Origin of the sequence: Actinoplanes subglobosus (genome assembly GCF_042650585.1) — a bacterium.
Classification (GTDB): domain Bacteria; phylum Actinomycetota; class Actinomycetes; order Mycobacteriales; family Micromonosporaceae; genus Actinoplanes; species Actinoplanes subglobosus.
On sequence record NZ_JBHSBL010000024.1, the window covers coordinates 78,931 to 97,917 of the forward strand.

13 protein-coding genes are annotated in these 18,987 nt (G+C 72.2%); 8 read left to right on the top strand and 5 right to left on the bottom strand.

Annotated features, from left to right (window positions below; translation table 11 throughout):
• The first annotated feature begins 19 nt into the window (after positions 1 to 19).
• Both ACFO0C_RS34450 and ACFO0C_RS34455 read left to right on the top strand, forming a co-directional pair.
• A complete protein-coding gene (locus ACFO0C_RS34450; RefSeq protein ID WP_378070949.1) occupies positions 20 to 3,361 on the top strand; it encodes a DUF4132 domain-containing protein in 3,342 nt (1,113 codons plus the stop codon).
• Positions 3,362 to 3,426: 65 nt separating this feature from the next.
• Entirely contained in the window at positions 3,427 to 6,741 is a 3,315-nt protein-coding gene (locus ACFO0C_RS34455) for a DUF4132 domain-containing protein (RefSeq protein ID WP_378071509.1), read from the top strand.
• A 198-nt stretch (positions 6,742 to 6,939) separates the two neighbouring features.
• Here the strand turns inward: ACFO0C_RS34455 and ACFO0C_RS34460 are convergent, their stop codons facing one another.
• From ACFO0C_RS34460 to ACFO0C_RS34480, 5 genes are all read right to left on the bottom strand, one after another.
• Positions 6,940 to 8,355 carry a GGDEF domain-containing protein gene (locus ACFO0C_RS34460; RefSeq protein WP_378070950.1) on the bottom strand — a complete coding sequence of 472 codons (1,416 nt, stop codon included), beginning with the start codon at positions 8,353 to 8,355 and terminating at the stop codon, positions 6,940 to 6,942.
• Between the two features lie 117 nt (positions 8,356 to 8,472).
• Positions 8,473 to 9,027, bottom strand: a complete 555-nt coding sequence (locus tag ACFO0C_RS34465) for a sigma-70 family RNA polymerase sigma factor (RefSeq protein ID WP_378070951.1) — start codon at positions 9,025 to 9,027, stop codon at positions 8,473 to 8,475.
• A 230-nt stretch (positions 9,028 to 9,257) separates the two neighbouring features.
• A complete protein-coding gene (locus ACFO0C_RS34470) occupies positions 9,258 to 10,304 on the bottom strand; it encodes an enoyl-CoA hydratase/isomerase family protein (protein ID WP_378070952.1) in 1,047 nt (348 codons plus the stop codon).
• A 35-nt stretch (positions 10,305 to 10,339) separates the two neighbouring features.
• The gene (locus tag ACFO0C_RS34475; protein ID WP_378070953.1) at positions 10,340 to 10,858 is read right to left on the bottom strand and encodes a SigE family RNA polymerase sigma factor; all 519 of its coding nucleotides are present in this window, start codon (positions 10,856 to 10,858) and stop codon (positions 10,340 to 10,342) included.
• The gene (locus ACFO0C_RS34480; protein WP_378070954.1) at positions 10,855 to 11,904 is read right to left on the bottom strand and encodes a hypothetical protein; all 1,050 of its coding nucleotides are present in this window, start codon (positions 11,902 to 11,904) and stop codon (positions 10,855 to 10,857) included. The genes ACFO0C_RS34475 and ACFO0C_RS34480 overlap by 4 nt, the downstream gene beginning before the upstream one ends.
• A gap of 235 nt (positions 11,905 to 12,139) precedes the next feature.
• Here ACFO0C_RS34480 and ACFO0C_RS34485 point away from each other — a divergent pair, with 235 nt between their 5' ends.
• The 6 genes from ACFO0C_RS34485 (at position 12,140) to ACFO0C_RS34510 (ending at position 18,881) form a co-directional block, all read left to right on the top strand.
• Positions 12,140 to 13,657 (top strand): GGDEF domain-containing protein, encoded by a 1,518-nt coding sequence (locus ACFO0C_RS34485; protein WP_378070955.1) that lies wholly within the window; start codon positions 12,140 to 12,142, stop codon positions 13,655 to 13,657.
• A gap of 124 nt (positions 13,658 to 13,781) precedes the next feature.
• Positions 13,782 to 14,987: a 4-hydroxyphenylpyruvate dioxygenase gene (hppD, locus tag ACFO0C_RS34490; RefSeq protein WP_378070956.1), complete on the top strand. Its 1,206-nt coding sequence runs from the start codon at positions 13,782 to 13,784 to the stop codon at positions 14,985 to 14,987.
• Positions 14,987 to 16,183: a homogentisate 1,2-dioxygenase gene (locus ACFO0C_RS34495; protein WP_378070957.1), complete on the top strand. Its 1,197-nt coding sequence runs from the start codon at positions 14,987 to 14,989 to the stop codon at positions 16,181 to 16,183. Before hppD ends, ACFO0C_RS34495 begins: the two co-directional genes overlap by 1 nt.
• Positions 16,180 to 16,935: a hypothetical protein gene (locus tag ACFO0C_RS34500; protein WP_378070958.1), complete on the top strand. Its 756-nt coding sequence runs from the start codon at positions 16,180 to 16,182 to the stop codon at positions 16,933 to 16,935. The genes ACFO0C_RS34495 and ACFO0C_RS34500 overlap by 4 nt, the downstream gene beginning before the upstream one ends.
• The gene (gene fahA / locus ACFO0C_RS34505; protein ID WP_378070959.1) at positions 16,932 to 18,128 is read left to right on the top strand and encodes a fumarylacetoacetase; all 1,197 of its coding nucleotides are present in this window, start codon (positions 16,932 to 16,934) and stop codon (positions 18,126 to 18,128) included. Before ACFO0C_RS34500 ends, fahA begins: the two co-directional genes overlap by 4 nt.
• Before the next feature lie 177 nt (positions 18,129 to 18,305).
• Entirely contained in the window at positions 18,306 to 18,881 is a 576-nt protein-coding gene (locus ACFO0C_RS34510) for a DUF3455 domain-containing protein (RefSeq protein WP_378070960.1), read from the top strand.
• The last annotated feature ends 106 nt before the right edge of the window (positions 18,882 to 18,987 follow it).

Below are 18,987 nucleotides of genomic sequence, written 5' to 3' on the forward strand. Positions count from 1 at the left end.
CGGACGAGGACGGGGCGGCATGGACGGCAACGAGATCTTCACCCTTCCCCCGGCGTGGCTGAAGCACCGCCGGCCACGCCGGGGCAGCGCCGACGTGCCCGCCTTCACGCCCGACCCGGAGGCGCGCGCCATCGTCGACGCGATGCTCGCGGAGGAGCGGGCCACCGTGCCGTGGGTGCTGCAGCAGCCGACCACCGAGGCGCAGCTGCGGCCGGCCGGGCTCGCGTGGGAGGCCCGTGACGCCGGGGCGCCACCGGAGGGCGCGGGCGCGGTCGCGGCGATCACCGAGTTCTACCGCCGGGGCAAGGACGACGACATCAGCCTCTTCGCCGACCTGTGGATCACCGAGCGCGGGCTCGTGTTCGCCGCGCGGGCCGTAGTCGAGATGGCATCGCTGCTGGCCGTCGACGACACTCTCCCGGCGCAGCAGTGGCAGTACCCGAGTCGCAACGTCGGTGTCCGCTATCTGCGGCCGGGTGAGGTCCGGCCGGGCTACTTCGCCGACATGCCGCTCCAGGTGCTGCTGCGTGTGCGGGAGGCGGTCGCGGCCGCCCCGGAGACGGAGTTCCAGCAGGTCGTGGCGGCGCTGGAGGGGTACCGGGAGGGCCTGCCCTATGCCCGCGCCGCCTGCGCGGTGCTGATCCCGGAGACCGGGCGGGTCGAGGAGGCGATCGCCGCCGCGGTGGCCGACGGCGACGGCCCCCGCGCCGGGATGCTGTTCTACGCCGCCTGCACCGGCGCGCAGGCCGCGACCCTGGCCGTGCACGCCGACACGTGGATGCTGCTGCGCCGCCAGACCGCCCTGGTGTCGCTGGTCGACGCGATCGGCGCCGACGCCGGCCCGGCCCTGTTCCACTGGATCGATCAGGACATCGCCGACGTGCTCGGGGTGGCCGGCCAGCGGTGGGTGCTGCAGGTGCTGTCCGCGCTCCCCGGCGACGACGTGGTGCGTGGCCTGATCGGCCGGCTCGCCGTCCGTAACGTCAAACCGGCACTGATCGACGCGGCAGCGCGTTTCCCGGCGCGGGCGATGCGGGTCCTCGCGGAGGAGGCGGGTGACCCGGCCGTCGCGGCGCTGCTGCGGGCGCACGTGCTGGCCCACCGCGACCTGGTCGCCACGGTGCTCCCCGGGCTGGACCCGGTGGCCGCCGACCGGATCCGGGCGGTGGCCGACACCGCCGACGCGGTGGTGATCGCACCGCCGTCGCGGGTGCCGCCGGTGCTCGCCGACCCGCCCTGGCTGCGCCGCGCCAAACCGGCCAAACCCCTGGTGCTCACCGGCCTGACCTGCTCGGACGCGGCGTCGGTGCGGTGGCAGCCGGGCGAGCGCGAGGAGTGGGCGGCGACCCCGGTGCGGTGGCACCGGGACGTCCCGGCCGACTGGGCGGAGGTCGCCGCCAGGTTCGTCGCCGGGGAGGGCAACTGGGGGGACCCGGAGCAACTGCTCACCCTCGCGCCGGAGGAGATCGCCCGCCCCGCCATCGTCCACTGGCGGCCCCGCCCGACGTGGACCGGCGAGGTGTGGATGCGGATCACCGCCGCGAAGTACGAGATCGACGCCCTTCCCGGCCTGCTCGCCGTCGCCCGGGAGAAACCGGCAGACTATGGACCGCTGCTGATGCCGTTCGCCTCGCCCGAGGTGGCCGAGCTGATGGCCGACTGGCTGGGCCGGCTCAAGTCGATGCGCGGCCTCGCCCGGGCCTGGCTGCTGCGGCACCCGGCACAGGCGGCCCGCGCCCTGATCCCGGCTGCGCTCGCCAAGGCCGGCCCGTCCCGGCGCCACGCCGAGCGTGCGCTGCTCGTCCTGGAGGCACGCGAGGTGCGGGAGGCCGCCGCCGGCTACCGGCCGGAGGCGGCCGCCGCGGTGGAGACGCTGCTGACCATCGATCCGCTGACCGTGCTGCCGGCTCGGATGCCGTCGCCGCCGGTGTGGGCGGCGCCCGCGCTGCTGCCACCGGTCCGGCTCCGCGACGGGTCCGGCGCGCTGCCCACCGATGCCGTCGGGCACCTGCTCAGCATCCTGCTGATCTCGCGGCCCGGCGAGCCGTACGCCGGTCTCGATGTCGTCCGGCAGGCCGTCGTGCCGGCCGACCTGGCCGAGCTCGGGTGGGCGCTGTTCCAGCTCTGGCAGGCGGCCGGCGCCGCCGCCAAGGAGAACTGGGTGCTCGACGCCCTCGGCGTCACCGGCGACGACGAGACGGTCCGCCGGTTGTCCCCGCTGATCCTGGCCTGGCCGGGGGAGGGCGGGCACGCCAAGGCCGTCGCCGGGCTGTCCGTGCTGGCCGGCATCGGCACCGATGTCGCCCTCATGCACCTGCACCGCATCGCGCAGCGGGCGAGGTTCAAGGGTCTCAAGACGGCGGCGCTGGCCAAGATGGACGAGGTCGCCGACGGGCTGGGGCTCACCGCGGAGCAGCTCGCCGACCGGCTGGTCCCGGATTTCGGGCTGGCCGCCGACGGGAGTCTGCGGCTGGACTACGGGCCGCGTCAGTTCGTGGTGGGGTTCGACGAGCAGTTGCGGCCGTTCGTGACCGACGGGGAGGGCAAGCGGCTCAAGGCGCTGCCGAAACCCGGGGCGCGTGACGACGCGGAGCGGGGCGAGGAGGCGTACCGGCGTTTCGCCGCCCTGAAGAAGGACGTCCGCACGGTCGCGGCCGACCAGGTCCGCCGGCTGGAGCAGGCCATGGTGACCGGTCGCCGGTGGAGCGGGGCCGAGTTCCGGGAGCTGTTCGTGGGGCACCCGCTCATGTGGCACATCGTGCGCCGCCTGGTGTGGGCCCGGTTCGACGACTCCGGGGCCGTGGTGGGCGCGCTGCGGGTCGCCGAGGACCGCAGCCTCGCCGCTGTCGACGACGAGCCGGCCACCCTGGCCGACGACGACGTGGTCGGGATCGCCCATCCGCTGCACCTGGGCGACGACGCCCCCGGGTGGGCCGAGGTCTTCGCCGACTACGAGATCCTCCAGCCGTTCCCACAGCTCGGGCGGCCGGTGTTCGCCCTCACCCCGGAGGAGGCGCAGACCAGCCACCTGAGACGGTTCGAGGGTGTCACCGTGCCGACGACCAAGGTGCTCGGCCTGGAACGGCGTGGGTGGCGGCGCGAGGACCCGCAGGACGGCGGCGTGCAGGGCTACATCGAGCGGGTCGTCGCGCCCGGCCGGACCTTCTCCATCGAGCTGGACCCGGGGATCGTGGTCGGCGAGGCCGGCTACTTCGCTGATCAGAGACTCAGCCTGGCGTTCCTGCACAACGGCACCGGCACCGGGTGGCAGAGCGCCGACCGGGGGCGGGTGACGCTGGGCAGTCTCGACGCGGTCGTGGCGTCGGAGATCCTGCGCGACCTGTCCGAGGTCGTGGGCTGATGCGCTCGCCTTCTGGCACACCGTTTCTGTCGTACCCGGGAGATAGGTTTCGCGCCGTGAATGACATGGGGGCGGAGGACATGCTCGTCCTCCCGGACAACTGGCTCGGGTTCGTGCATCCGCGGCGTGGCGGCGGTGTGGTGCGGCCGTTCTCGCCCGACCCGGAGGCGCGTGCCCTGTCCGAGCGGATGCCCACCGAGCGGCGGGGTGGTCCGGCCGGGGTGCTCGGCGCCGCCACGACCCCGGAGGCGATCCGGGCAGCGGCCGCGGGCTCCTCGGTTCTGGGAGCCGCTGCCGTCGCCGCGATCAGGGCGGAGGCCCGCAGCCACGGGTGGGACGATCGGGCCAGGCTCGCCGACGTGTGGATCGCCGAGCAGGGCCTGCCGTTCGCGGCCGAGGCCGCCGTCGAGATGACGTCGCTGGTGATCATCGACGACGACATCCCACCCAGCCGCTGGCACTGGCGCTACTCGTCGCCCGACGCCGGCATCCGGCATCTGCGGCCGGGCGAGACACAGGAGCGCCGCTGGGCGGGGCTGCCGGTGCTGCTGCGGGTCCGTGAGGCGATCGCGGCCGCGCCGGAGGAGGAGTTCGAGCGGGTCGTCGCCGCGCTGGCGCCCTACCGGGGCGGGCATGCCTATGCGCGCGCCGCGTGCTCGGTCCTGCTGTCCCGGCCCGACTGGCTCGACGACGACGTGGCTGCCACGGTGGCCGACCGTGACGGCTGCCGGGCCCGCATGCTCCTCCACGCGGTCCGCACGGCGCAGCAGGCACACGCGCTGGCGCTCGTGGCCGACCCCTGGCATCTGGGCGTCGACCGCGGCCTGGTGCTCACCCTGCTCGACGGCGTCGGCGCGCCGGTGGCGCCCACCTTCTTCTACTGGCTCGACCAGAAATACGCGCAGTATTCCGACGCCGGCACCGAGCGGTGGCTGTTCTCCGCGGTCGCCCGGATCCCCGGTGACGACGTGATGGGCTGGCTGCTCTCCCGGGCGGATTCGCGCATCGCCAGATCGGCGCTGCTGGAGGCGGTCGAGCGGTTCCCGGCCCGGGCCCTGCGGATCCTCGCCGAGCAGGACGTCGCCGATCTGCTGCGCATGCACCTGCACAACCACCCCGGGCTGGTCGACCAGGTGATGCCGCTGCTCAGCGCCGAGGCCGGCGGGCGGGTGCGGGCCATCGTGGCGGCCTGGAGCCAGGTGGTGACGGCGCCTCCCTCGCGGGTCCCGCCGGTGCTGGCGACACCACCGTGGCAGAGCCGGGGCAAAGCCGCCAAGCCGGTGGTCGTGCCCGGGCTGACCTGCACCGACCCGGCCGTCATGACCTGGCGTCCGGGCGAGCGGCAGGAGTGGGCGGCGAGCGACGTGTCGTTCCCCACCGATCCAGCGAGCTGGGAGGAGATCGCCGACCGGGTGGTCAGAGGCGCGGCCCGGTGGAACGAGCCGGGCCACCTGTTCACCCGGGGGCCGGAGGAGATCGCCCGCCCGGCGCTCGCCCAGTGGCCACCCCGCACCGACTACGACTCGTTGTATTGGATTCCCGTCGTGGTGACCCGCTTCGGGACGGACATGCTGCCCCCGCTGCTCAGGATCGCCCGGGAGGCACCGGCCGACTACGGGCAACTGCTGATGCCGTTCGAGTCGCCCGAGGTGGCGACGCTGATGGCGGACTGGTCGGTGCGCCTCAAGACGGTGCGCCGGCTCGCCCAGCGGTGGCTGCTGCGTCATCCCGCCGCGTCCGCCCGCGCCCTGATCCCGGCCGCGCTGGGCAAGGCCGGCACCACCCGGCGGCAGGCCGAGCGGGCGTTGCTCCTGCTGCACGGCAAGGGCCACGCCGAGCAGGTGCGGGCGGCCGCCGCCGGTTACGGGCCGGAGGCCGCGGCCGGGGTGGAGGCGCTGCTCACGGCCGACCCGCTGCTGGCCCTGCCGGCCCGCATGCCGTCGCCGCCGGTGTGGGCGGTGCCCGGGGCCCTCCCGCCGGTCCGGCTGCGTGACGGCTCGGGCACGTTGCCCGCCGAGGCCGTCACCAACCTGATCCTGATGCTGATGATCTCGCGGTCCGACGAGCCCTACGCCGGTCTCGACGTCGTCCGGCAGGCCGTCGAGGAGCGTGATCTCGCCGAGCTCGGGTGGGCACTGTTCGAGCTGTGGCAGACGGCCGGGGCTTCCGCGAAAGAGGGGTGGGTGCTCGACGCGGTCGCGCTCACCGGCGGCGACGAGATCGCCGACCGGATCACCCCGCTGATCCTGGTCTGGCCGACACAGGGCATGCCGGCCCGGGCGATCACCGGCCTGTCCGTGCTGGCGGGCATCGGCACCGACGGCGCGCTCATGCACATCCACCGGATCTCGCAGCGGGCCAAGTCGACGCCGCTGCGCAAGGCCGCCGCCGCCCGGATCGGCGAGGTCGCGGAGAGTCTGGGGCTCACCGCCGACCAGCTGGCCGACCGGCTGGTCCCGGATTTCGGGCTGGCGGCCGACGGGAGTCTGCGGCTGGATTACGGGCCGCGTCAGTTCGTGGTGGGGTTCGACGAGCAGTTGCGGCCGTTCGTGACCGATGGGGTGGGCAAGCGGCTCAAGGCGCTGCCGAAACCCGGGGCGCGTGACGACGCGGAGCTGGGTGAGGCGGCCTATCAGCGGTTCTCCAGCCTGAAACGGGCCGTCCGCAAGATCGCTACCGAGCAGGTCCGCCGGTTGGAGCAGGCCATGATCGCGGGGCGGCGGTGGAGCGGTGCGGAGTTCCGGCGGCTGTTCGCCGAGCATCCGCTGATGTGGCACATCGGGCGGCGGCTCGTCTGGGTGCGCCTCGACGAGGCCGGGGCTGTCGTCGGCGGGCTGCGGATCGCTGAGGACCGCAGCTTCGCGAGCCTCGACGACGAGCCGGTCCTGATCGGTGACGACGATGTGCTCGGTGTCGCGCATCCGGTGCAGCTGGGCGACGACGCGGCCGGGTGGGCCGAGGTGTTCGCCGACTACGAGATCCTCCAGCCGTTCCCACAGCTCGGGCGGCCGGTTTTCGCGCTCACCGAGGCGGAGCGGCCGGCCGGCAGCCTGAAACGGTTCGAGGGCGTCACCGTGCCGACGACCAAGGTGCTCACCCTGGACCGGCGCGGGTGGCGGCGGCACGAGCCGGTGAACGCTGGGATCCAGACCGGGTTCGACCGGCCGGCCGGGCCGGGGCAGGTGGTGACCGTGCATCTCGACCCGGGGATCGTGGGGCAGGTCGGGTTCCACGCCGAGCAGAAGCTGGTCGACGTCTATCTGCATGACGGGAGTACCGGGCCGTGGGAGATCTCTGAGGGGAGGCTGCTGCCACTCGGCGATCTCGACCCGGTCATGGCGTCGGAAATTCTGCGCGATCTGACCGATGTGACGAGCTGATCCCGGGGTGACCTCTCCAGGGGTGCCTGCTGGCCTGTTGTTCAAGGTCGCCTAGTCGAGGGGCCTTGTCCGCCTCGGCCATGCACGCCTTGCTTCGGCCATGCACGCCTTGCTTCGGCCATGCCACGCCTTGCTTCGGCCATGCACGCCTTGCTTCGGCCATGCCACGCCTCGGCCGCGCTTCTCGCGGCGTGTTTGTCAGGCGGCTCGTGCCGGGATGGTGACGGTTTCGGTGATCACGCGGGCTCGGCCCGCGTGTTTGCCGGCGTAGAGGAGGCGGTCGGCGTGTTCGAGGAGCTCCTGGGCGGATTCCCGGCCGTTCCAAGCGGCCACCCCGGCGGAGAATGTCTGGCCGAGTGGTGTCAGGGCCTGCAGGCGCTCGACCACGGCGGCGGCCTCCGCCGTGGTGCGGCCGGTCAGCAGCACACAGAACTCCTCGCCGCCGTAGCGGGCCAGCAGGTCGCCGTCGCGCAAGCCGGTGGACCAGGCCGTCGCGGCGCTGGTGAGCAACTCGTCGCCGGCCTGGTGACCGTGAGCGTCGTTGTACCGCTTGAAGTGGTCGAGGTCCAGGAGTGCCACCACCAGCGGTTCGCCGGTCAGCGCCGACCGGTCCAGGGCGGCGGTCAGGCACTGGTCCCAGCGGCGGCGGTTCGCCACACCGGTCAGCGGATCCTGATTGACCAGCACCGACAGCCGCCGGGCCTGGTGTTCGACCCGCTGCACGAGACCGGCCATCCGGGCGCTCACCAGCAGGAACAGGATGATCGAGGCGATCCCCACCGGCAGCCAGCTGTCCGCTGTCCGGCCGGTGGCGCCCTGGTAGAGGCCCACCGCGGGGGCCAGCAGGATGGCTACGGTCAGCAGGGCCAGGCGTGGGCGTACGAAGCCGGGAGGTTGTGCCAAAGGGACCGTGAGCTGCCGCATCGACGGATGCACGGCGGCGGCCGCGGCGAACGTGTTGGCCAGGATCAGTGCCAGGTCGGCGGCGCCACCCGGCCGGAACGGCATCGTCATGATCAGGATGTCGGACAGGCCGGTCAGTCCGAGCGCGGCCAGCAGCAGCCGGTAGCTGACAGTTCGCGCGCCCGGCGTGGTGACCAGCAGCGACGTCAGCACGAACAGGGCGATGTCGCCGCCCGCGATGGCCAGCTGCACCCACGGGAGGGCGGACTCCTCGCCGATCAACGTCCAGAAGAGCAGGGCCAGGCTGGTCGCTACGATCGCGGCGTCGACGCCCGCGCTCCGGTCGTGGGACCGTACCCGGCCCCGGATCAGGCCGACCAGGGCGTGACAGATCAGGGGGTATCCGGCGAGTGCCAGGACCGCGCTGATGTGCGACCACGGGGCTTGCGTGGTGACCCGGTCGATGACCGTGTTGGCGACCCACACACCGAGGCCGGCGGCGAAGGCGTACCAGGTGGCCGGCTGTTCCGGCCGGTAGCGGCGCACTCCCGCGAGCACCACGACGACGCAGGCGCAGCCGGCGAGCCCGTAGGCGACGGCGTGCCATTGGCCGGTGCCGGGCAGCATGGCGTACCCGGCAGTGACGACGGCGCCGACGGCCAGGCACCACCGCCAAGCCGCCGTCGCGTCCCGCGACCAGAGTTTCGCCACGCTCGTTCATCGGCGGTAGTCACCGCGACTTGAGCCCGGCACCCGTCCCGGCCTGTCGATCACGTCACCGGGGCGTCGTCGCGCATGACCCGGTCGGCGGCGGGCGGGCCGGATCGTTCAGCCGACGGCTCGGGTGGAGGAGGCGGCCAAGGCTGCCACCAGGTCCTCGCGGGCTCGGGCGACCCGGGAGCGGATCGTGCCGACGGGGCAGTCGCAGACCTCGGCCGCCTCGGCGTAGGAGAGGCCGAGCACCTGGGTGGCCACGAAGGCCTCCCGCCTGTCGTCGGGCAGGGCGGTGAGGAGTGCGGTCAGGGCGTGCTCCTCCTCGAAACGGGGGCGCGTGCCGGACTCGGCGGCGTCGGCGCTGGTCACCCAATCGGTGACGGCCGCGACCCGTGGGCGGCGGGTGATGTGCCGGATGTGGTCGGCGGCTACCCGCCGGGCGATGGAGAACAGCCATGTCCGTACCGAGGAACGGCCTTCGAACTCGGGCAGCGACCGCAGTGCGCGCAGGAACGTGTCCTGAACGAGGTCGTCGACGTCGGCGTCACCGGAGAGGGTCCTCAGGAAACGGGCGACCTCGAACTGGGTGGCCCGGATCAGGGCGGCAGCCGCGTCCCGGTCGCCACGGCCGGCGGCGAACGCATACGCGGTCAGGTCGGCGTCGGCCATGCAGAGTGTCCTCTCGCAGTCGTGGTCCGCGCTCAGGTACGGGGTGCGGCGGCGGTCGGTTCACCCTAGGTAGCGGGCTACCTGGTGGTCGTCGGCCCGACCGATTTAGTTCCCGGCCCGATGTGCCAACTGTCGACCGATCCGGCCACCGCCCGCGGACGGCCGGCCAGGCTCAGGATCCGCGGGGGAGACCGGTCCGGGCCGGAAGCGCGGTGGCGGTGGCGACGGGGTCAGTGCGGGGGCGGGGTGAAGCAGGCGTCGATCACCGTGGGGGAGACCTCGGCCAGCGTGGGTGGCTGCCAGCGCGGCCGCCGGTCCTTGTCGATGATCTGGGCTCGGATGCCCTCCGCCAGGTCAGGCAGCCGGAGGAGGGCCGCCGACAACCGGTACTCCTGGTCGAGGGCCTCCCGCAACCCTGCCATCCCGGCCGCCGCCCGCACCGAGCGCAACGCCACCACCAGCGACGTCGGGGACTTCGTGGCGATCTCCTTGGCTGCCGCCTGCGCGGCCGCCGACGGCGACGAGGCGAGCCGGTCGAGGATCGCCGTCACGTCGCCGCCGGTGTAGCACTCGTCGATCCACCCGCGGGCGTCGGCGAGGTCGCCCGGCGGCGGTGACACGGCGAACGCCCCGACCACCTCGGCGGCGCCCGCGCCCGGGGCCCCGCGCTCCGGGACGCCGGAACACAGGGCTTCCGCCAGTTCGCCGAGGCGGTGGGACGGGACGAACACGTCGGCGAGTCCGGCCAGGATGGCGTCGGCAGCGCCGATGGCCCCGCCGGTCAGCGCGAGGTGGGTGCCGATCTCGCCGGGCGCGCGGGCCAGCAGCCACGAGCCGCCCACGTCGGGGTGGAAGCCGATGCCGACCTCGGGCATCGCGAGCCGGGAGCGTTCGGTGACGACCCGCAGCGACGCGTGGGCGGACACCCCGATGCCGCCGCCCATGACCAGCCCGTCCATGAACGCGACGACCGGCTTCGGGTATTCGGCGAGGTCGGCGTTGAGCCGGTACTCCTCCGCCCAGAAATCCAGCGATCCGGTGCCGCCGGAGACGGCGTCGGCGTGCATGGCACGCAGGTCGCCTCCGGCGCACAGGCCACGAGATCCGGCGCCGCTGATGAGCACGGCACGGACCCGGTCCGTTTCCGACCAGTCAGCGAGCGTACGCCGCAGAATGCCGACCATCTCCGCGGTGAGAGCGTTGATCGCCCCCGGCCGGTTGAGGGTGAGCCGGCCGAGACCGCCGGTGATCCCGGTGAGCACGCTCTGTTCGGACATGACCCCGATCTTGCACGGGCACCGTTTCCACCCGCCTACCGGGGTGACGCCGGCAGGGCGGTGAACGCGTCGGCGAGCGGCCCGTCGGCGCGGCGCAGGGCGGTGATCGCCCGGCTGGCCCGGCTCTTCACGGTTCCGGCCGAGCATCCCAGCTGGACGGCGATCTCCTGCTCGGAGAGTCCCGCCCAGTATCGCAGCACCAGCACGACCCGCTGTCCGGCCGGCAGTTCGCGCAGGGCGGCGAGCACCACCTCGGAGGTGTCCCGCAGGTCGAACGGATCACCGTCGGCGGCCCGGTCCGGTGGTGCCGCGGCGGGCAGTTCACGGCGCCACAACCGGCGTCCGGCGCGCCACGCGGCCCGTACCATCACCTGCCGGGTGTAGCCCTCCGGATCGCCGTCGGGATGCAGCCTGCGCCAGGCGCGATGGGTTTTGACCAGGGCTTCCTGGGTGAGGTCCTCGCCGTGGCCGCGGTCGCCGGTGAGCAGGGCGCCGTAGCGGACGAGTGCCGGATAGCGGGTGCCGACGAACGCGGCGAATGCGTCGTCGGTCACCGGAACATCGCCTTCAGCGCGGTGACGGTCGCGTCGCTGAGCCGGACCCGTCCGCCGTGTGAGGACACCGCCTCCTGGCACTCGCCGCCGAGCGAGATCACCACCCGGAACACGGCCGGGTCGGCCGGATGATGGAACTGCCGCAGGTCACCGGCGTCGGGCATGAACGTGATCTCGGCGGTCTCCTGTGACTCGTTCGCGCAGGCGTCGGCGTTCGCCACCACGTCGGTCTGGGCGCGCAGGGTCCGGATCAGCCCGGTGACGGCGGCGCTGCCGGTGAGGTCGCCGCTGCCGTCCGGCCCGGTGTAGTAGGCGCCGCCGGCGGTGTCGGGCAACTGGAGGACCCCCGCCCCGGTCGGTGTGGTGCGGATCGACGCGACGGCCCGGCGCTGTGCCGGGCCGTCGATGACCCAGTGGACGGTGACGAGCGACCACGGCATCACCATGAGGTTGCGGGCGGTCGGGATGCCCGGCTTCAGGTACTGGTTGTCGAAGTCGACGGCGAGCCAGGCCGGTTCACCGCCGGGCAGGGTGATCGTCACGGGCGGGCCCTGGTTCATCCGGACGACACCGTCGGTGCCCTGGTGGCGGCGGCCCGACCGGTCGATGGTGCGTTCGCCGGAGCCGTACACCAGGATCTGTTTCTTCTGGCAGGTGCCGTCGCCGCCGGACGGGACGAGCATGGCGAGGGTCTGCGCTGTCCGCGGCACGCACGATGCCGCGTCGTCGCTGGTGAGGTCGTGCCACCCGGCGGGGACCGGGATCCGCAGGGCACCGGCGATCACCTTGCCACCGGTGACCGTGGGTGTGGGCGCGATGCCGGTGGCCGGTGTCGGCCCGGCCGGTTGCGGTGCCGGACCGTTCCTGATCAGCCCACCGGCGGTGATCGCGCCGACGGCCAGCACGGCCACGGCCGCCCCGGCCATCGTGGCCCGGCGCCGGGTGGCGGCCCGTCCGCGGCGCAGCACCGACCCGACCGGGTCCCGGTCCTGTGGTTCGAGCCCGCCGACCGCGTCGTCGAGCAGTTGTCTGATCCGTTCCGTCATGCCTCGCTCCGTTCGGGTTCCGTCACCACCCGAAAGACATCGACCGCCGGAATGGTTCCACAGGTCCGGGCGGCGGGCCCGGCCCGGGAGACATCGACCGCCGGAACGGCTTCGCCGGTTCGGGCGGCGAGGCCGGTTCGCGTACTTCGGCGATCACTGACCGGTATGGTGACGGCGGCGGAAGCGATCGCCGTGAGCGGCGGACTGTGAGGACAGCGTGCCCGACCGCGACCCGATGAGTGCTGGTCACGAAGCGGCGATCGAGCGCGCCTACCAGCTCATCGAGGCCTCTCAGGGCCACAACGACCCCGTCGCTGTGGAGCGGGCCGAGCACGAGGCGCGGGCCTGCGGCTGGGAGGATGTGCGCCTGCTCCTGCACATGGCCCGGTCACTGGCCTGCCTGGAGGAGGGCCTCGACGACACCGAGCACGTCAACGCGATGATCGACACGGCCCTGCTGCTGGGTGATCCGGATCTGCTGGCGCTGGCGATCGCGCTCAAGGCGCTGCGCTGTGCCAGCCGCCGCCGGCTCGCGCTGACCGGGGAGTCGGCCGCCGCGCTGCTGGTCGAGGCGGTGGTGCGGCTGGACGAGGCGGACGGCACCGGGCTGGTGGTGCATCGGGCCAACGCGCTGATCGAGGTCGCCTGTGTCGCCCACGAGCTGGGGTTCTGGGAGCTCGCGCAGGAGTATTACCAGCTCACCGAGCAGACGCTGTCGCCTCCGCATCCGCGCTGGGCCGCGACGATCCGCCGGCAGGCGAGGGTGGTGTCGATCAACTCGTTCGACCTGGCGCTGGACTGGGCGAGTTGCCTGGTCGCGATCGGCCAGTGGGAGGAGGCGGCGGCCCGGGCCCGGACCGCGCTGGCCGTCGGTGACCCGACCGATGCGGAATGGCCGCCGGGCTGGGTGGGCGAGGTGCACGGCATGCGGCATCTGCTCGCCGCGATCGCCGGTGACGACGATCCGGTACCGGCCGAGGGGCGGGTCGCCGCGCTGGGCGGGGCGATCGCCGCGGCCCGCGAGGGTGACGCCGAGACCGCGGCGCGACTGGCCGTGCAGGCCGGTGACGACGTGGGCATCCCGCTGCCGACCGGCATGAAGCTGCTGCGTCTGTGCATCGCCGCGAAGCGGCCCGGGACCAACCCCGAGGCCATCCGGTACGGCGACGAGCTGGCCGTACTCCGATGGAACGACAGGGTCGACCGGATGTCCGGAATGCGCGACGCGATCGCCGTGGAGCGCCGCCGCCGCGACCACGAACAGTTGCGCCGTGACCTGGTGGTGGACGAACTGACCGGCCTGGCGAACCGGCGCGGCTACCAGGCGTACCTGTCGGATCTGGGGGAGCGGGCGGAGGACTCGGCCTACGCGGTGATGATGATCGACGTCGACCATTTCAAGGCGGTCAACGACGGTTTCGGCCACGACGTCGGTGACCTGGTGCTGGCCCGGCTCGGGCAGATCCTGGCGCTGCACGTGCGCCCGATCGACCTGGCGGCCCGGCTGGGTGGCGACGAGTTCGTGGTCATCCTGGCCGACGTGCACAGCGAGATCCCGTCGGCCCGGGCGCAGCAGATCCTCGACGCCGTCCGGTCGCACGCGTGGGGCGATCTGGCTCTCGGGCTGACGGTGTCGGTGAGCATCGGCGTGCACCACGGCAGCCAGCGCGAGCTGCCCACCCTGCTGACCGACGCGGACCGCAGCCTCTACCACGCCAAGCACGACGGACGTGGCCGCGTCTGGGCAAATTGACCAGGGGGAAGGACCTTCGTCCCGCTGTTCTGAGCAATCTGCCCGGGGAAAAATGTGCTTGTTGTGCAGTGACCGGGGTCTCGTAAAGCTGGGGGCATCAGCAAGGCCGCTGAAGGGAGCGCCGATGTCCGTCAACGAGACGCTGACCAGCGAGGAACGCCTCGCGGAGCTTGATCTCGACACCCTCAAGCAGCTCGTGGGGCTCGTCGAGTACGACTCCGCCGGCGACCCGTTCCCCGTCACGGGGTGGGACGCGATCGTGTGGGCGGTCGGCAACGCCACCCAGACCGCACACTTCTTCCAGTCCGCCTTCGGGATGGAGCTGATCGCCTACTCCGGCCCGGAGAACGGCAACCGCGACCACATGTCGTACGTGCTGAAGAGCGGTGCGATCCGGTTCGTCATCAACGGTGGCGTGGACCCGGACAGCCCGGTGATCGCGCACCACGCGGTGCACGGCGACGGGATCACCGACATCGCCCTGACCGTCCCGGACGTGGACAAGTGCATCGAGCACGCCCGCGCCCAGGGCGCCACGATCCTCGAGGAGCCGCACGACGTCTCCGACGAGAACGGCACGGTCCGGATCGCGGCCATCGCCGCCTACGGGGACACCCGGCACACGCTCGTCAACCGGCAGCACTACTCCGGCCCGTACCTCCCCGGTTATGTCGCCCGGACCACGACGCACCGCAAGCGTCCCGGAGCGCCGAAGCGGATCTTCCAGGCTCTCGACCACATCGTCGGCAACGTCGAGCTCGGCGCGATGGACCAGTGGGTGGATTTCTACAACCGGGTCATGGGCTTCACGAACATGGCCGAGTTCATCGGCGACGACATCGCCACCGACTACTCGGCGCTGATGAGCAAGGTCGTGGCGTCCGGCAACCACCGGGTGAAGTTCCCGCTCAACGAGCCGGCGATCGGCAAGAAGAAGTCGCAGATCGACGAGTACCTGGAGTTCTACCGCGGTCCCGGCGCGCAGCACCTGGCGCTGGCCACCAACGACATCCTCGGTGCGGTCGACGCGCTGGTCGAGGAGGGTGTCGAGTTCCTCGCGACGCCGACGTCGTATTACGAAGACCCCGAACTGCGCGCGCGCATCGGTGAGGTGCGGGCCCCGATCGAGGAGCTGCAGAAGCGCGGCATCCTGGTCGACCGGGACGAGGACGGCTATCTGCTGCAGATCTTCACCAAGCCGATCGGCGACCGGCCTACCGTGTTCTTCGAGCTGATCGAGCGGCACGGGTCGCTCGGGTTCGGCAAGGGCAACTTCAAGGCCCTGTTCGAGGCGATCGAGCGGGAGCAGGCGAAACGCGGGAACTTCTGATGGCGCACTATCAAAAGATGGGCGATGTGCCGGCCAAACGGCACACCCAGCACCGGGACCCGGACGGGAAGCTCTACTACGAGGAGCTGATGGGCGAGGAGGGCTTCTCCTCCGACTCGTCGCTGCTCTACCACCGGCACGTGCCGTCGGCGGTCACCGGTGCGCGGATCTGGCAGCTGCCCGACCAGTCGACCGAGGCCAACCAGCCGCTGCTGCCCCGGCACCTGCGCCTGCACGAGCTCTTCGACGGCGAGGAGTGGAAGTCGTGCGACGCGGTCCGGGACCGGCGGCTGATCCTCGGCAACGGCGACGTGCGGATCGGGTACGTGGTGGCCGGCACCGCCTCGCCGCTGTACCGCAACGCCACCGGTGACGAGTGCGTCTACGTCGAGGCCGGTTCGGGCACCGTCGAGACCGTCTTCGGGGACCTGGTCGTGGGGGCGGGCGACTACGTCATCCTGCCCCGGGCCACCACCCACCGGTGGGTGCCGTCGGGGGACGGGCCGCTGCGGCTCTACACGATCGAGGCGAGCAGCCACATCGCGCCGCCGAAGCGTTACCTCTCCCGGTACGGGCAGTTCCTCGAACACTCGCCCTATTGCGAGCGGGATCTGCGTACTCCCGATGCCCCTCATGTCGTGGAGGGGGAGGACGTCGAGGTCTACATCAAGCATCGCGGTGACGGCCCGGCCGGGCTCGCCGGGACCGTGCACGTGTTGCCGCACCACCCGTTCGACGTGGTCGGGTGGGACGGGTGCCTCTACCCCTATGCGTTCAACATCGCCGACTTCGAACCGATCACCGGGCGGATCCACCAGCCGCCGCCGGTGCACCAGGTCTTCGAGGGCAACAACTTCGTGATCTGCAACTTCGTGCCGCGCAAGGTGGACTATCACCCGCTCGCGGTGCCGGTTCCCTACTACCACTCGAACGTCGACAGCGACGAGGTCATGTTCTACGTGGGCGGTGACTACGAGGCGCGTAAGGGGTCGGGGATCAACGTCGGATCGGTGTCGCTGCATCCCGGCGGGCATTCGCACGGGCCGCAGCCGGGCGCCGTTCAGGGCAGCCTCGGTGCGGAGCGGTTCGACGAACTGGCGGTCATGGTCGACACGTTCCGGCCGCTCGGGCTCGGTGAGGCCGGCCGGGTGTGTGACGACGGTGTCTACGCCTGGACCTGGGCGCGGAACTCGTGAGGGCCCTGTTCGCGGGGTTGTTCGACGACGCGGCGATCTTCCCGCCGGGGAACCTGCCGATGGGCGAGGCCGTTTCCGCCCATCGGGCCCGGCAGGGTTCGCCGCTGGTCGGGCCGTTCGTGTGCTCGCTCGCGCGCTTCGGCGAGCTGGCCTCGGTGGCGTCCGGCGGCTCGGCGATCGAGGTGTCGCTCGTGCTGCCGGGGCCGGTCGACGAGGTGCCGTCCGCGCCGGGACTCGACGTGGTCGCGGTGGAAGGGCCCGCTCTGACTGGCGGGGGTGGGCGTACGGCGTACATCGAAATTCCCTGCCGGGAGATCACCGCGACGCGCGTCGCGGCCTTGCGCGACGCCGGGTTGCGATTGAAGATCAGGACCGGTGGGGTACGGGCGGACGCGTTCCCGACCGAGGCCGAGCTGGCCGGCGCGATCTGGGCGGCGGTACGCGGCGGTCTCGCGTTCAAGTTGACCGCGGGCCTGCACGACCCGATCCGCCACCGCGACCCCGTGACCGGTTTCGAACACCACGGCTTTCTCAACGTCCTGCTGGCGACCGCACGTGCCCTCCAGGGTTACGAGATCGAGCGGGCGCTCGTCGACCAGGACGGTGACCGGGTCGCGGCGGCCGTCGCCGGCATCGACGACGTGCTGGCCAAGGCGGTCCGGCACCACTTCATCAGCTTCGGCACGTGCAGCATCGACGAGCCGGTGGCCGGCCTGCGACGCTACCGACTCATCCCGGAGGCAGCACTGTGACCTGGCTCGACATCCCGTCCGGCCATCCGTTCGGCGTCACCGCCCTGCCCTACGGGGTGTTCAGCACGCCCGCCGACCCGCACCCGCGGATCGGTGTCGCCATCGGTGACCTGGTCATCGATCTGCCGGCGACGGTCCGGCGCCTGGCCCCGCAGCTGGCCGGCGCGGTCGCCGGGCCGTCGCTCGACGCGCTGCTCGCCGCCGGGCCGGACACGTGGGCCGAACTGCGCGGGCTGCTGACCACGTGGGTCACCGACGAGGTCCACCGTTCGCATCTCGTGGTCCGCGACGACGCGATCATGCACCTGCCGTTCACGGTCGCCGACTACGTCGACTTCTACGCCTCCGAGGAGCACGCCACCAACCTGGGCCGGATGTTCCGGCCCGACCAGGCGCCGCTCACCCCTAACTGGAAACACCTGCCGATCGGCTACCACGGCCGGGCCGGAACGGTCGTCGTGTCCGGCACGGAGATCACCCGGCCCTCCGGCCAGCGGCGTTCTCCCGACGGCGAGATCACCTTCGGTCCGTCGCGGCGACTCGACATCGAGGCCGAACTCGGGTACGTCGTCGGCGCCGGCTCGACGCTCGGGCAACCGGTCGAACTAGGCGACTTCGACCGGCACGTCTTCGGGGTGTGCCTGGTCAACGACTGGTCCGCCCGCGACATCCAGGCCTGGGAGTACGTGCCGCTCGGCCCGTTCCTGGGCAAGAGCTTCGCCACGTCGATCTCACCGTGGATCCTGCCGCTGGCCGCGCTCGACCACGCCCGGGTCGGCCCGCCGGAACGGACCGTCCCGCTGCTGCCCTACCTCGACGACGAGAAGGCGCAGCCGTGGGGTCTCGACATCCGGCTGGAGATCCGTATCAACGGTCACGTCGTGTCGCAGCCGTCGTTCGCCGGCATGTACTGGACGGGCGCCCAGATGCTCGCCCACATGACCGCCAACGGCGCCTCGCTGCGGACCGGAGACCTGTTCGCGTCCGGGACGATCAGCGGCGGCTCACCCGGCTGCCTGATCGAACTGTCCTGGAACGGCACGACACCGCTGCGCCTGCCGGACGGTTCGGAACGGTCCTTCCTCGCCGACGGTGACGAGGTGGTGATCAGCGCGGTCGCGCCAGGCCCGGGCGGCTCGGTTGTCGGGCTCGGCTCGGTGACCGGTCGCATCCGTTCGCCCCTTGCCGAGTAAACAAACGGACAGTTCCCTGTCGATGTCGAACCGTCACGGGCCGGGACCCGTGTCATGTCGCGACGGTGGGCAGCTCCGCCCGCCGTCGCGACCTTCGTATCGGAGGCGGGCGGCTCCGCTCCGTCTCCGCGACGCCCGGTGGGCGGCTCCGCCCACTCGAGCAGGCAGGGGAAAGTCATGCTCACTACCCGTTCCCGGATCAGTGCCGTCGCTGTCGCCGCCGCCCTCGGCGCCGCCACCATCGCCACCCCGGCGCTGGCCGGCGTGCACAACGACGGCCCGGCCGGCGCCCGTCCCGTCGCCGTCCCGCTGATCCCGAAGGACATCCGGCCGCCGGCCGGGTCCAAACTGGTCGGCGCGTACATCGTCACCAGCGGCACCCAGACCTACACCTGCGTGGTGCCGGCCGGCGCGACGACCGGCGCGTTCACCGGATCGTCGACGCCTGAGGCACAGCTCATCGGCACCGGCGGGCGGATCCACCACTTCGGCGGGCCGAGCTGGCAGTCGCTGCGCGACGGTTCCCTGGTCACCGCGTCGCGGGCCGCGTCCTCGACGGTCGACGGCGCCATCCCGGAGCTGCTGCTCAAGGTCGAGACCCACTCCGGGAAGGGCGTGCTGAGCCGGGCCGACTTCATCAACCGGCTGCGTACCTCCGGTGGGGTCGCTCCGGCCGGCAGCTGCGCCGCCGGGGAGAAGGCGTCCGTGCCGTACGGCTCGATCTATGTCTTCTGGGACGCCCCGGCCGTCTGAGACGTCCGCGAACCGGCCCGGCGGCGTGTCATGGTCTCTTGAATCGCCGCCGGGCCGGTTCTCCTTGCCGGTTTCCCTTGCCGTTTCGTTTGCCGTCTCGCCTTTA

Bases quoted from the DNA above. Each gene is read 5' to 3' on its own strand.
- ACFO0C_RS34510 (WP_378070960.1), top strand. From the start codon at position 18,306: ATGCTCACTACCCGTTCCCGGATCAGTGCCGTCGCTGTCGCCGCCGCC.
- ACFO0C_RS34455 (WP_378071509.1), top strand. From the start codon at position 3,427: ATGGGGGCGGAGGACATGCTCGTCCTCCCGGACAACTGGCTCGGGTTC.
- ACFO0C_RS34465 (WP_378070951.1), bottom strand. From the start codon at position 9,027: ATGGCCGACGCCGACCTGACCGCGTATGCGTTCGCCGCCGGCCGTGGC.
- ACFO0C_RS34480 (WP_378070954.1), bottom strand. From the start codon at position 11,904: ATGACGGAACGGATCAGACAACTGCTCGACGACGCGGTCGGCGGGCTC.
- ACFO0C_RS34495 (WP_378070957.1), top strand. From the start codon at position 14,987: ATGGCGCACTATCAAAAGATGGGCGATGTGCCGGCCAAACGGCACACC.
- hppD (WP_378070956.1), top strand. From the start codon at position 13,782: ATGTCCGTCAACGAGACGCTGACCAGCGAGGAACGCCTCGCGGAGCTT.
- ACFO0C_RS34470 (WP_378070952.1), bottom strand. From the start codon at position 10,304: ATGTCCGAACAGAGCGTGCTCACCGGGATCACCGGCGGTCTCGGCCGG.
- ACFO0C_RS34485 (WP_378070955.1), top strand. From the start codon at position 12,140: ATGAGTGCTGGTCACGAAGCGGCGATCGAGCGCGCCTACCAGCTCATC.
- ACFO0C_RS34450 (WP_378070949.1), top strand. From the start codon at position 20: ATGGACGGCAACGAGATCTTCACCCTTCCCCCGGCGTGGCTGAAGCAC.